Source organism: Brevibacillus sp. RS1.1 (genome assembly GCF_013284365.1).
Classification (GTDB): domain Bacteria; phylum Bacillota; class Bacilli; order Brevibacillales; family Brevibacillaceae; genus Brevibacillus; species Brevibacillus brevis_D.
Map to the genome: position 1 here is coordinate 373,797 of NZ_JABSVA010000004.1, position 13,175 is coordinate 386,971.

Genomic DNA, 13,175 nt, shown 5'->3' on the forward strand with positions numbered 1-13,175 from the left:
GTGAATATACGATTAAAACCACTACAAGCTCTGTACTTCACTCAATTTCTATCGGCCTTTGCCGACAACATGATTTTGTTTGTCATCGCGAATCTGCTGCGGGAGAACGGTTTTTCTCCCGCGATGCTTGCAATCGTATCGATTTCATTCTTTCTCCCTTACATTTTTCTCGCTCCATTAGTTGGACCTTTTGCCGACAAGCATGCCAAGTCAATCGTGCTGGTAATCGGCAACCTGATTAAAGCGCTTGGTGTCGTCTTGCTGTTTTTCATTGACCAGTCGAGTATCATCATGCTGATGTTGTGTTACTTCACAGTAGGAGTCGGAGCGGTCGTGTATTCTCCAGCCAAGTACGGAATTTTGCCGGAGCTGACTCGAAATGAAGATGAACTGTTTCACGCAAATGCACGCATCGAAGCCTATACGATCTTTGCGATTTTGACAGGAATCGGTGGTGGTGGAGCCATCGCGAACATGACGGCACCGCTTATCTCGTCAGGGATTTGTCTGCTGATCTATCTGCTGTCGCTAGGTATGACTTTCTTCATTCCGCACATGAGAGGGAATGCATCCATTCGCTATGGAGCAGAGGCACGACGCTTTTTCATCGACTTCCAGCACTTGATGAATCGTCCGGAAACGAGCTTTGCCCTGATTGGAACTGGAGCATTTTGGATGTCCTCAGCTGTCCTGCGCGTGGCCGTTCTGGCCTGGATTCCTCTCGCGCTAGGAATTAACCCGGAGAGCTTCTCTGTATCGCTGATTCTCGCAACGACATCCATTGGAATTATCGTGGGGGCTTTTCTCGCTCCGAAGCTCATTCCTTTGACACATTTCACTCGATCGCTGACATACGGATTCGGAATGTTTGTCATCATCGTGCTATTTCCTTGGACGAATCTCACCTTTGTTGCCATCAGTTTATTGCTTCTCGTAGGGTTCATGGGCGGCGTGTTCATTATCCCGATGAATACGGTCTTGCAGGACGAAGGCAAACGGATGGTCGGTTCAGGAAAAACGATTGGGATTCAAAACTTCATCGAGAATCTGCTGATGGCAGTAGGCTCCGGCATTTACTATCTGATCACCTATATCGGCATCTCCATCTCCGGTGCGATTGTTGGTCAAGGGCTACTGCTGCTCGGGTTCCTGTTGTACTTGGTGAAGTATCGCAGACGTATCGTGCGTTGACAGATTGGCGTGATAGAAAAAGAAAAAGCCGTGACGATATCGTCACGGCTTTCTGGCGTCTATCTATGTTATTTCTTTTGCTGGGTGTAAGTTGTCGGTGTACCCGATTTCTCCGCAGCCTTTCTCGCTTCGTTCAGCTGATGATAAAATTCACCTTTTGTTTTGAAGGTCGAAAACTTCGCTGCATTGATTTTTACTTTTGCAGACAGCTCGGTGATCTCTTCTTTGGTTACCGCGTCCTTGATGTTGATGGAAGCGATATTGGTGTATTTGCCATCCGCTGTTTTCGGAACGCTCAAAATGCCTGCATTGATCAGCTCTACTATGTCCTTGCGTACAGGTGCTGTGGTGTCCACACCTGTAATCTTCCAATTGTTTTGTACTTTTGGCTCGTAAACGCCCTTTTTCACTTCTTTCAGGTACGCAATCGCACGGTTACGGATCGTTCCACCTGTTTCACCAAACGCAGTATTGTCTTTGGAAGACCACAGCTGTTCGAACTTGCGTCCTTCCAACGCGCCACCTTTTGCCTGCAAAGCTTCCATCCGGTATGCGTTCATTCCGAGCTTCAAGGTATCTGTAGCCTTGATCGGTGTCTCATCGAGCTTGCGCAGGTTCGTGATGCGGCTACCGTATGGCTTGGTCAGGTCGATTTCGTATTTCACGCCACCGAAGAAATCGTTGGTGCTGTATTTGGAAGCGCGGCGTTTTGGATCAAAGCTGACTGTCACGTCGCCAGGGCGCGTGGAATTGAAGTAGCCCACAGCCCATTCCATATAGTCCTTCAAGTCTTTTCCGGTTACTTTGTATACGGTAATCTCGCCACCCGCGTATTGGTAGTTGTAGGCGATATCCTTTTTCTTGATCGGGCCGACATCCAGCTTGGCTTTGTCGTTGTCGATCTGGTGAGCAACCACGTCTGCTTTACTGTAGTAGAGCATCACTTCATGGAAAAAGTCAGACAGTGGCGTCTCCTGAATTTGGACCGTCGGGATACCCTCGATCTCGTTTTTCTCTACCAGGTTCATGCCTTTGAGCTCTGCTACGACGATGTTGGCATCTGCACGCGCGAACTCATGAAAAGGCTGGAGCTTGGTCTCCAGCGCTGCATCAGATACCGCTGGTGTGCCATCTGCGCCTTTTACAGGGACCGCAGTCGCTTCCTTGTCAGTCAGCACGAGCTTGCCGTCTTTCTTCTCAAAAGTCAGGTCAATGCGAGAGAGATGTGTACCGTATTTGTCCGGCTCTGTAATCAGAACGCCGTTGATCTCTTCTTTTTTCACGAGCTTGTGCATGTGCCCCGCAAAAATCGCAGTCAGTTCTGGAACAGCGTTCGCGATATCTGCTACGCCCGTACCCGGAATACCGTTTTCATTCTCGATGCCCATGTGCATGAGGCCGATCATGACGTCTACTTTGCCTTCCAGCTCTTTTACGGCTTTCTTGGTTTCTTCTACCGGGTTTTTGATCACGAGGCCATCCAGATGATCGGTTCCTTTTTCGAAATCGGTAATCATCGGTGTGTTCATCCCAATGACGCCGATTTTTATACCGCCACGCTCAATGATCGTGTACGCTGGCAAGAAACGCTCGCCATTTTCCTTGTAAATGTTCCCTGCCAAAACAGAGCCTTTGTATTGGCTACTGACCTTATCCAATACATCGAGTCCAAAATTAAATTCATGATTGCCAAATGCCCACGCGTCATAGTTCATTTCGTTCATCGCGACCATGACAGGAGACTGCGGTTGGTCGTTGAAAAGCTCTGCCGAGTTGTCCTGGATCGAATCGCCTGCGTCCAGCAAGACGGTGTTCGGATTTTCTTTGCGAATCTCTTTAATCATCGTGAACAACTGCGTCATGCTGCCATTTGGATTCGGGCCATCCAAAGCATAATCCCACGGCATGAATCGTCCATGAATGTCAGATGTACCCAGCAGCGTAATTTTGGTAGGTGTTGCTGCGGCCTTTACCGGTGCGGCGATCCCCATCATCGCACTGCCTAGCACCATGGATGTAAGTGCTACACTTAATAAACCCTTCGCTAGTTTTTTCATGTTTTCCCCTCTGTCTCTCTTAATCTGTCAATGCCCCTCGATAGTGTTGCTCTAATTGTCCTCCTGTTCTATTTTGCATGAAAATTCTGGGTGCTATCTAACTATAGCAGGCATGCGAAAGGAAAAATAGCAAAAAAAGCCGTGACGTACATGTCACGACTTGATCGCTGCATAGTTCTGCAAACACTCCAGAAAGAGTTCTCCGTACTTCTCAAATTTCGCCTCGCCTACTCCTTTGATCTGGAGCATGGCCTGTTTGTCAGTCGGGCAAACACTGCTCATTTCCTTCAAGGTACTGTCTGGGAAAATCACGTACGGCGGTACTTTTTGTCGCGTCGAGATTGCTTTACGCAACGCGCGTAGGTGCTCGAACAGCTCGTCATCCTCTGTCAGCTGCACAGGACGTATCGAGATTTTTTGCACAACGCGCTCTTCGCCCCGCAGAACTGGCAATGCCCGCTCCCCTAGCTTTACGATTGGATATTGGCTCTCCGTCACTTGCAAATACCCTTCGGCAATGAGGAGCTGGATCAAGTCTGCGATCTCTTTTTCCTTGTACTCCTTCATCAAACCATACGTCGGCAACTCATCGAAGGAAAACTGGGTGACCTTCTTGTTTTTGGAGCCTTTCAGTACCTGCGCGACGAGTGCGGCACCGAAGCGCTCTCTCATACGTTTGACGCAGGAGAAAATCTTTTGCGCTTCGAGCGTAATATCGGACAGCTCGGTCTCATCGGTGCAGTTCACGCAGCGTCCGCACGCGACAGCATCTACTTCGCCGAAGTATTGCACGATGTTTTGCTGCAAACAGCGCGGCGTCCGGCAATAGTCGATCATCGCGTACAGCTTTTTGTACTCCAGCTCCTTGCGTTCGTCCAGCAGTTGATTTTGCTCGATGAAAAATGTTTGCGTCTGGATATCCTGGGGCTGAAACAGTAGGATACACTCACTTGGCTCCCCATCGCGTCCCGCACGGCCTGCTTCCTGGTAATACGCCTCCAGGTTTTTCGGCATGTTGTAATGAATGACGTAACGCACATTGGACTTGTCGATGCCCATACCAAATGCATTGGTCGCGATCATCGTCCGGACATCATCGTACAGAAATGCTTCCTGGTTGGCCGCACGCTCCTCTTCCGTCAGTCCTGCATGGTATTTGGTCACAGCAAAGCCACGCTTGTCCAAATCTGCATGTAAGGCGTCCACGTCTTTTCTCGTTGCCGCATAAATAATCCCCGCCTGCTGCTTATTCGCCCGCAAGTACGCCTGGATGAATTCTCGACGGTTCTCCCCCTTGCGTACAGACAAGATGAGATTGTCTCTGCCAAACCCTGTGATAAAAAGGCGTTCGTCCTGTAATTCTAGCTGTCGCTTGATATCCTCGGTTACCTCCGGTGTCGCTGTGGCGGTCAAGGCTGCGACGAGCGGACGCTGTGGCAAGGATTGAAGAAAACGGGCAATTGCCAAATAGCTCGGACGGAAATCGTGCCCCCACTGCGAGACGCAATGCGCTTCGTCCACTGCCACAAACGAGATCGGAACATCTTGAATCAGGTTTTGGAACGCTTCGGATTCCAATCGCTCTGGAGCGATATACAGCAGCTTGTACTCTCCTCGGGCCGCCATACGGAGTCGGTCGCGAACCTCGCTATAATCTAGTGAGCTGTTAATTTGGGTGGCGGGAATGCCCATGCTGACCAGTACGTCGACCTGATCCTTCATCAGTGAGATGAGTGGGGAGATCACGATGGTTACGCCGTCCTGAAGCATCGCTGGGACTTGATAGCAGATGGATTTCCCGCCGCCGGTTGGCATGATGCCTACTGTGTCATGTCCGGCTAACAGGCTCGTGATGATTTTCTTCTGGCCTTCTCGGAATGATTCGTAGCCAAAGTACTTTCGTAAAATCTCTTGTGCTTTATTTAACAAAGAGAATCACCTTCTCTTTCGGCGGATTTTCAATGGGTTTCTTACTAGTGTAAACATAGGTATTGGGACAAAACAAGAGGGATTGGTTTGTTTGGGTCAACATGGTGGAGGGGAAGAAAAAGCACAGTTCTCTTCGACTCTGACACGCCCGCAAGGGGGATTCACTGGCCGTCTACATTTCAAAAAGGGGACCGTCGACCAAAGCCACCCTACGGGCGGACGTTTCTCAAGGGAGAAGTGTTCGACAAGCGTGGTCCCCTTTTTGAAGTTCCGACTGGGTAGGCGTTGTCAAGGTCTGCGAGCCCTGTGCTTTTTCTTCTCGCCAGCTTTCTTTGCTCACCCACACCTTTTTTAATAATAAAGAAAAAAGCACCACAGGGGTGCCTAATAAGTAGCCTAGGATGAAATGGACAAGATGAACCGCTTTTTTTGTAGAAGCCAAATGAACAAGTACACGATATACCCAATTATCCCGCCTGCTGTATTCAGGAGCAAATCATCGACATCGAACGTTCCTACGTTCATTACGAGTTGTGTCAGTTCAACACCGAGGCTTAGCATTAGGGATAGCAGGGTGACTCTGAACAGGGAACCGGCTTTTTTCGGAAACAGGAGTGGTAGCAGGAAGCCTAGCGGCATGAAGGCGATTACGTTGCCTACGAAGTTCACTGCACTGTGCCAGCTTTGGTAATTTCGTATCGATTTGATATAGTTCTCGATTTCATGAAAGGGCACCAAATTGCTCCGGTAGCGCAAGCGCTCTACAATCACAGACGGGTCGCTCCAAATGATTTTACACTGATCTATTAGCAAGCTGCTATCCAAACTGCCGAATTTAAGCAGCAGTACCTTCACGACGAGAAACAAGTAAAGGGCAAACACTGCATAACCTGCAATAACAAGCAGTTCTGTCGGTGTCTCCACTTTTTGCACGTTATCCATTGTCAAACCCTCTCTCCATCAGTTTTTTGAGCCGCTTCTGGTAACCTTCATGTAGTCAGGATAGACTTTTCGATTAAAATTTACAGAAACGAAAGGTAAAGAAAAAGTAAAGCTTTCTCAAATGCTTGAGATTGTACGTGGTAGCCAAACGGTAAAGGTCGTCCATTCGCTTGTGCTTTCGGCAGAAATGCTGCCTTGGTGCAGATCGATGATGCTTTTGGCGATAGCGAGACCAAGACCCGAGCCTCCTGTCTCTTTCGAACGTGAGCCCTCCACCCGAAAAAAGCGTTCAAACAAGCTCGGCACATATTCAGCCGGGATCGGCGCTCCGTTATTGGCAACAGAAATCGCGACACCTTCTCCTTGACAGAAGACACGTATGATAATTTCCGTACCATCTTGCCCGTATTTCACGGCGTTGGAAATGAGGTTTTCCAGAACGCGAACGAGCTTGTCAGTATCTCCTGCCATTTCGATTTTTTGATCGGGCGTATCTACGATTAAGCGCAGCCCTGCCTCATTCGCCACGAGTCGAAAGCCGACCGATACTTGCTCAACCAGTTCTACCAAGTCAAACTGCGTTCGCTTCAAATACGCCCCGCGATTGCGGACTTTCGTGTACTCAAATAGATCATTGACGAGCACGTTCATCTGTTTGGCCTTCTCATAGGCGATATGGGCGTAGTGCCTGAACTTCTCCTCGTCCTTGTGTTTGTTCTGCTCAATCAGCCCAAGGTAGCCAATGATGGAGGTCAACGGCGTTCGCAGATCGTGGGAAACGTTGGTGATCAGCTCGTCCTTCGATTGTTCCAGCCGCCGCTCCTCTTCCATTGCATCCAAGGCGCTTTTGACCAGAGCATGAATGCTATCGACCACTTGACCCAAGCTGCCGTTCGGACGAATGGAAATCTGGTGATGATAGTTACCTTTTGCAATGAAATGCAGCTCGTTTATGATTTGCTCCATCTGCTTTTGTTCCAGATACTTGCGGATACGAACGACCGACCACGCCGCAAACATACCGGTTGCCAACAAAACAATTGGGATTTTAAAAGAGTTGATATCGAAATTGACCCGCAACTTCCAAATGAACTCTCTGATTTCCGGAATGGTGTACAAATAGTTGTTAGCAAAAAAATCAGCCATTTGGAAAACAGCGTAGATGATCATGAGGCCAAGTAGCAAATCAAAAAGAATGCGAATAAAATCCTTGGCTCTAAGCTTCAATTTTATAGCCGACCCCCCAGACCGTCTGTATCACCTTCTCGCCATTGGTCGCCTTCTCCAGTTTTTCCCTCAGATTGCTGATGTGAACCATTACCGTTTTGTAGGAAACGAAATTCTCCATTTTCCAGCAGCGGTCAAAAATTTCTTCCGAGCTAAATACCCGATTCGGATGACTTGCCAGAAGATGCAGGACAGAAAATTCCAATGCCGTCAGCTTGATCGGGGTGCCTTCTTTGGTCTGAACGAAGTGGCTTTGCTTGTCGATAATCAGTGGCCCCGCCTCAATCACATGATCCTGTTTGCTTGCCTGCGTGTAGTTCGACCGTCGCAGGAGAGACTTGACCCGCGCAATCACTTCCAGCGGATTAAAAGGCTTCGCCACATAATCGTCTGCACCCGTCATCAAGCCCAGGATTTTGTCCATATCATTCGTTTTAGCACTCGCCATCAGGATGGGGATGGTCGAGTTTTTTCGTATGCGCTTGGTAACTTCCAGCCCATCCAAATTGGGCATCATGACGTCCAGAATGACGAGATCGATGGACTTCTGCTCCAGCTTCTCCATCGCTTCCAAACCGTCAAAAGCCTTTTCAATCTCATACCCTTCGTTGCTCAAATATATCGCCATCAGCTCTACAATCTCTTTGTCGTCATCTACAATCAAAATCCTCACAGACAAACACCTCCGAACGCGTTCGTAGTAGATATAGATAGCATTACTATAACAAGAATTGTTAAAGAAAAGGTAAAGCAAGTAAGACCAACCGTGCGAATGAGAGAGCAATATTTCAAACATCCCCTTGTGTTATAACTAACTTGAATTTCAATCAAGGGAGATGAAACCATGAATAATTTGAAAGAGAAAATTGCAGTGGTAACCGGAGCAAGCCGTGGGATTGGTCGTAGCATCGCATTACGTCTGGCGCAGGATGGCGCATTGGTCGCCGTACACTATGGAAGAAGACAGGAAGAAGCAGAAGCAGTCGTACGTGAGATTGAAAGAGCTGGAGGCCAAGCATTCGCAATCGGTACAGACTTGCGTACTCATGATGGCATTCGTGATTTCTATGCGAGATTGGACGAAACACTACAGAAACGTACAGGAGATCATCGTTTTGACATTCTCGTCAATAATGCTGGGATCGGACAAATCTTAACGTTGGAAGAGGCTACCGAAGAATCGTTTGACGAGGTCATGAACATCAATGTCAAAGCACCGTTTTTTATGATCCAACAAGCTTTACCCCGTTTAAGAGAGGAAGGCCGTATCATCAATCTCTCATCCTTTGTGACTCGTGCAGCTTCCCCAAGTGTGTTCACTTACAGCATATCGAAGGGGGCTATTAACACAATGACGCTAGCCTTGGCAAAACAACTGGGGAGCCGTCATATTACAGTAAACGCGATCCTGCCTGGCATTATTAACACCGATATGAATGCTGGTACGTTGCAAAATAATCCGGATGGACAGAAGTATGCCGCTGGACTTTCCACCTTCAACAGATGGGGAGAGCCTGATGATGTAGCGGATATTGCCTCCTTTCTCGCTTCCTCGGACAGCCGGTGGGTAACGGGACAGCTAATTGATGCCAGTGGTGGTTCGCATCTGTAATAGTTCTCAAAATAATAACCGATGGCCACAAGCACGGGACCATCGGTTTTATTCATGAAGATCCTATTCTTTTGGATGAATCATTTGTTCAGGGCGCACGACTTGATCGAATTGCTCTTCGGTCAGCAAATTGCTCTTGATTGCCGCTTCCTTGAGTGTGATGCCTTCTTTGTGAGCCAGCTTTGCAACTGCTGCCGCATTTTCATAGCCGATATGCGGGTTCAGCGCCGTCACCAGCATCAGCGAGTTATTCAGATTTTCTTTGATCACTGTCAGATCAGGTTCGATGCCTACTGCGCAATTGTCGTTGAAGGACTTCATCACGTCTGCCAACAATCTTGCGGATTGCAGGAAATTGTAGATGATCACTGGCTTAAACACGTTTAGCTCGAAGTTCCCCTGACTTGCAGCAAAGCCAATCGCAGCATCGTTGCCCATCACTTGGCATACGACCATCGTCATCGCTTCGCTTTGGGTCGGATTCACCTTGCCTGGCATGATGGAGCTGCCTGGCTCGTTTGCTGGAATGATAAGTTCACCGATTCCGCAACGTGGGCCGCTCGCCAGCCACCTCACGTCATTGGCGATTTTCATCAGATCCGCAGCCAGTGCTTTGAGGGCACCATGTACATGAACGAGCTCGTCATGGCTGGTCAGCGCGTGAAACTTGTTTTCCGCAGTTACGAATTGGTGCTTGGTTTCTGTGCTGATTTCTGCCGCGACCATTTCACCGAAACGCGGATGCGCATTGATTCCTGTTCCTACTGCCGTGCCGCCAATCGCTAGCTCACGAAGGTACTCCTTGCTCTCTTTAATCATCTTTTCGGATTTTTCCAGCATGCGTACCCAACCACTGAATTCTTGGCCCAGCGTCAGCGGAGTCGCGTCCTGCAAATGCGTGCGACCGATTTTGATGATCTCCATATAGGCTTCGCTTTTTTCTTTCAGCGTTGCCTTTAACAGCTGGAGTGCAGGCAGTACTTGCTCCTCAATAGCGACCAGTCCAGCCATGTGCATCGCTGTCGGGAATGTATCATTGGAGCTCTGCGATTTATTCACATCATCGTTGGCGTGGATGCGTGCCGAGCTGCCTTTCGCTTCGAGCAATTGATTCGCGCGATGAGCAATGACTTCATTGACGTTCATGTTGGATTGCGTGCCGCTGCCCGTTTGCCAGACAACCAGTGGGAAATGCCCATCCCATTTTCCTTGGATCACTTCATCTGCTGCCGCCACAATCGCTTCTGCCTTTTCATTGTCGAGCTTGCCCAGCTTTTGATTCGCCAGCGCAGCGCTTTTTTTCAGGATGGCAAACATGCGAATCAGTGGAAGTGGCATTTTTTCTTCGCCGATTTCGAAGTTTTGGAAGCTGCGTTGTGTTTGGGCGCCCCACAGCTTATCCGCCGGGACCTTGATTTCTCCAATCGTATCCTTTTCAATTCTGAATTCCATCTCGCATCCTCCTTGTTATCAAGCGTTTTCTTATGTAAAAAAGGATAAGGCAGTTCTTCTTCATTAAAATGATAATGATTTTCATTCTTGTTAGCAAGGGATGAAGTGTTTTTTCGGGAAAAGCCAAAAATATTGTTGTCTTCAAACGGTTGGGGTCGGGGGAAGCCCTGCCACATGTCTTCCAGTCGCCTGTATCCTCTCTTCGTTCGGGCGGTCTCCTTCCAGACATGTGACAGTGCTTTCGTACAGCTTATGTGTAGTAGGAGCTTTTACAACGTTTGGTAAGCGATTCAAAGAGACTTCATGAACTTCCTTTCAAGAAGTAACCAAAAAGCCGCGTAGAAGAAGCGCATTTCCAGTCCAAGCGCCTCTGGAGCCCGACCTAGCGTAGACTGGAAATGCGCTTCTTCCTTCACGACAGCCACTTGAATAATGAAATGAAAAAGACGAAAGCTACATTAGCCTCCGTCTTCTAGTATTCCATATTATCTGCTTTCTACTTCTACCGAAATAACATGATCGACAGCCTTCAACAGGCTGTAAATGTCCGTTGTATACGTATTTTCCGACGCTGTAATCATCATTTCCAGCTTTTGCAGACTATTGTCCAAGTCCTTGACCTTCACCCGCTTCACTTGCAGTTCAAGGTGCTTAATCTGCTTGAACACCAAATCCAAATTGCCCCCGCCTTCGACCACAATCTTGATCGACAAATCTCTTTGTCTGAGTGATTCTGGACCAACCAAGCGAAGGATGACCGGGAACAAATTAATCGCCAAAATAATGAGGATCGTCGCAGTTACTGCCTCAAAATAAAATCCTGCACCTACTGCAATCCCAAGTCCAGAAGCCGCCCAGACCATCGATGCTGTGGTCAAACCTGAAATGACATCATTACTCCGGCGTAGAATAACACCAGCCCCAAGGAAACCTACACCGCTCACAATTTGAGCAGCCAAGCGCAACGGGTCCATATTCGTGTGTCCGGGCAAGGAGAACCGATGAACGGATTCAATCGAGACAATCGTAATGAGACAGCTCGCAACCGAAATAACCATGCTGGTTTTTACACCCAGTGGCTTGTGCTTGAGCTGCCGATCCATACCAATCATCAAGCCTAGAAATAATGCAACTCCTAGTTTTAGCAAAAAATCATACGTCGTGAATACCGAGAGTGACATGAGTCTCTCCCCCCATCTGCATTGATGTCAGGTTATCTTCCATCGCCTATGATAAGAAGTATATCTGGTCTTTTACTTAGTGTAAACGGGGCTTTCATTCTTCATGCAAAAAGCGGAAAACCCCCACTCCAGGGATTTTCCGCTTATCTGTTTCCTTATGAATGGCTGCGAATCATGCGTTTCTGTAACGACAGCAGACGTCCAAAAAGGAAAATGGCACCGGCAGCCAATCCCGTAATCAGACCAATCCAGTATCCGAATGCGGCAAGCGAAGTGAATTTCGCCAGAATGTATCCCAAAGGCAAGCCAATCACCCAATAAGATATCAGCGCAACGATAAAGGTAATGGTCACATCCTTGTACCCGCGCAGTACCCCTTGAATAGGGGCCGCGATGGCATCAGAGATCAGGAAAAGGATCGAGTACATCAAGAAATGCTGGGCAAGCTCCAACACCTCGATGTCGGTCGTGTAAAAACCAGCAACCTGCTCGCTAAACATCAGCAAGCTGATTCCGAACAAAAGGGCGATAACAACAGCGATGCCTATACCCAAATAACTGTACTGCTTCGCGTCCCGGAACCTCTTGGCTCCTACCTCAAAGCCGACGACAATCGTCAACGCCATGGATATGCTCAATGGCACCATGTACAGGAAGGATGCGAAGTTCATCGCTGCCTGATGCGCAGCAATCGTTATCGTGCTGTATTCACTCATGAACAAAGTGACGGCCGCAAAAATGCTAACCTCGCAGAAGATCGAAAATCCGATAGGAAGCCCCAGCTTCAGCAGCTCTTTCCATGCTTTCATCGAGATCCGATGAAATTTGGAGAACAAACCGAACTCAACGAATGGGTGCACGCGATTCACGACAAATAGAGTAATCAGAAAAATACACCAGTATGTGATGCCAGATGCAAGCCCGGCACCGATTCCACCCAGTCGAGGCAATCCGAAGTTACCAAAGATAAGAGCGTAGTTCAACAAGACATTAATCGGCAACGAAAGCAGGGTAATGAACATCGTTACCCTTGTCTGTCCTAATGCGTCGATAAAGCAGCGGAGCACCGTATAAAGAAACATCGGAATAATTCCAAGAGCGATGGCATGCAGGAAGCCGCGAGCAATCGTACGCACCTGTGACTCCAATTGCATCCAGTTTAGGATCGGATCGAGCACCAAACCACCGACGATGATGACACCAACCGCAATCCCCACACTCAAATACAAGGCTTGCATAACCGTGTAAGACACCTGATCTTGTTTCCTTGCACCAACCATCTGTGCAACCATCGGCATGACAGCCATCAGAATCCCCGTCAAGCCTGCTTGAACAGGTGTCCATAGACTAGCCCCAATCGCTACCCCCGCCAAATCTGTCGGACTGGCGTGTCCAGACATGATGGTATCGGCGAACGTCATCGAAAACAGCGCAAGTTGTGAGATCAAGATCGGAAGCAAAACAGCCAAAAACTGTCGCCATTTTTCTTTTAGCGAATAGGTTTCATTCATTTTTCATTTCCTTCTAACCTTATAAGATGGACTTATCGTTCAAATTATAAGTATAGCAAAACAAGTAGGAATC

General features: G+C 48.2%; 10 protein-coding genes. 2 read left to right on the forward strand and 8 right to left on the reverse strand.

Annotated elements, in window-relative coordinates; genetic code table 11:
• On the forward strand, positions 1-1,191 hold the full coding sequence (gene lplT / locus HP570_RS16055; protein WP_173626359.1) for a lysophospholipid transporter LplT: 1,191 nt from the start codon (positions 1-3) through the stop codon (positions 1,189-1,191).
• Between the two features lie 68 nt (positions 1,192-1,259).
• Here the strand turns inward: lplT and HP570_RS16060 are convergent, their stop codons facing one another.
• The 5 genes from HP570_RS16060 to HP570_RS16080 form a co-directional block, all read right to left on the reverse strand.
• Entirely contained in the window at positions 1,260-3,185 is a 1,926-nt protein-coding gene (locus HP570_RS16060) for a bifunctional metallophosphatase/5'-nucleotidase (protein WP_375138857.1), read from the reverse strand.
• A 216-nt stretch (positions 3,186-3,401) separates the two neighbouring features.
• The gene (gene recQ, locus HP570_RS16065; RefSeq protein WP_173626361.1) at positions 3,402-5,177 is read right to left on the reverse strand and encodes a DNA helicase RecQ; all 1,776 of its coding nucleotides are present in this window, start codon (positions 5,175-5,177) and stop codon (positions 3,402-3,404) included.
• Between the two features lie 396 nt (positions 5,178-5,573).
• Entirely contained in the window at positions 5,574-6,119 is a 546-nt protein-coding gene (locus tag HP570_RS16070) for a VanZ family protein (RefSeq protein WP_173626362.1), read from the reverse strand.
• Positions 6,120-6,236: 117 nt separating this feature from the next.
• The gene (locus tag HP570_RS16075; protein WP_173626363.1) at positions 6,237-7,346 is read right to left on the reverse strand and encodes a sensor histidine kinase; all 1,110 of its coding nucleotides are present in this window, start codon (positions 7,344-7,346) and stop codon (positions 6,237-6,239) included.
• The gene (locus HP570_RS16080; RefSeq protein WP_015893840.1) at positions 7,336-8,025 is read right to left on the reverse strand and encodes a response regulator transcription factor; all 690 of its coding nucleotides are present in this window, start codon (positions 8,023-8,025) and stop codon (positions 7,336-7,338) included. The genes HP570_RS16075 and HP570_RS16080 overlap by 11 nt, the downstream gene beginning before the upstream one ends.
• Positions 8,026-8,190: 165 nt before the next feature.
• On the opposite strand from HP570_RS16080, the gene HP570_RS16085 reads away from it, so the two are divergent.
• A complete protein-coding gene (locus HP570_RS16085; RefSeq protein WP_173626364.1) occupies positions 8,191-8,958 on the forward strand; it encodes an SDR family oxidoreductase in 768 nt (255 codons plus the stop codon).
• A gap of 63 nt (positions 8,959-9,021) precedes the next feature.
• On the opposite strand, the gene fumC is transcribed toward HP570_RS16085, so the two are convergent.
• The 3 genes from fumC to HP570_RS16100 form a co-directional block, all read right to left on the reverse strand.
• Complete coding sequence (gene fumC, locus HP570_RS16090) at positions 9,022-10,410, reverse strand: class II fumarate hydratase (protein ID WP_173604008.1); 1,389 nt, start codon at positions 10,408-10,410, stop codon at positions 9,022-9,024.
• 485 nt (positions 10,411-10,895) lie between these two features.
• Complete coding sequence (locus HP570_RS16095) at positions 10,896-11,591, reverse strand: MgtC/SapB family protein (protein WP_015893844.1); 696 nt, start codon at positions 11,589-11,591, stop codon at positions 10,896-10,898.
• 155 nt (positions 11,592-11,746) lie between these two features.
• The gene (locus HP570_RS16100; RefSeq protein ID WP_173626365.1) at positions 11,747-13,102 is read right to left on the reverse strand and encodes an MATE family efflux transporter; all 1,356 of its coding nucleotides are present in this window, start codon (positions 13,100-13,102) and stop codon (positions 11,747-11,749) included.
• Between the last annotated feature and the right edge of the window lie 73 nt (positions 13,103-13,175).

Bases quoted from the DNA above. Each gene is read 5' to 3' on its own strand.
- HP570_RS16060 (WP_375138857.1), bottom strand. From the start codon at position 3,185: ATGATGGGGATCGCCGCACCGGTAAAGGCCGCAGCAACACCTACCAAA.
- HP570_RS16070 (WP_173626362.1), bottom strand. From the start codon at position 6,119: ATGGATAACGTGCAAAAAGTGGAGACACCGACAGAACTGCTTGTTATT.
- HP570_RS16085 (WP_173626364.1), top strand. From the start codon at position 8,191: ATGAATAATTTGAAAGAGAAAATTGCAGTGGTAACCGGAGCAAGCCGT.
- fumC (WP_173604008.1), bottom strand. From the start codon at position 10,410: ATGGAATTCAGAATTGAAAAGGATACGATTGGAGAAATCAAGGTCCCG.
- HP570_RS16095 (WP_015893844.1), bottom strand. From the start codon at position 11,591: ATGTCACTCTCGGTATTCACGACGTATGATTTTTTGCTAAAACTAGGA.
- HP570_RS16100 (WP_173626365.1), bottom strand. From the start codon at position 13,102: ATGAATGAAACCTATTCGCTAAAAGAAAAATGGCGACAGTTTTTGGCT.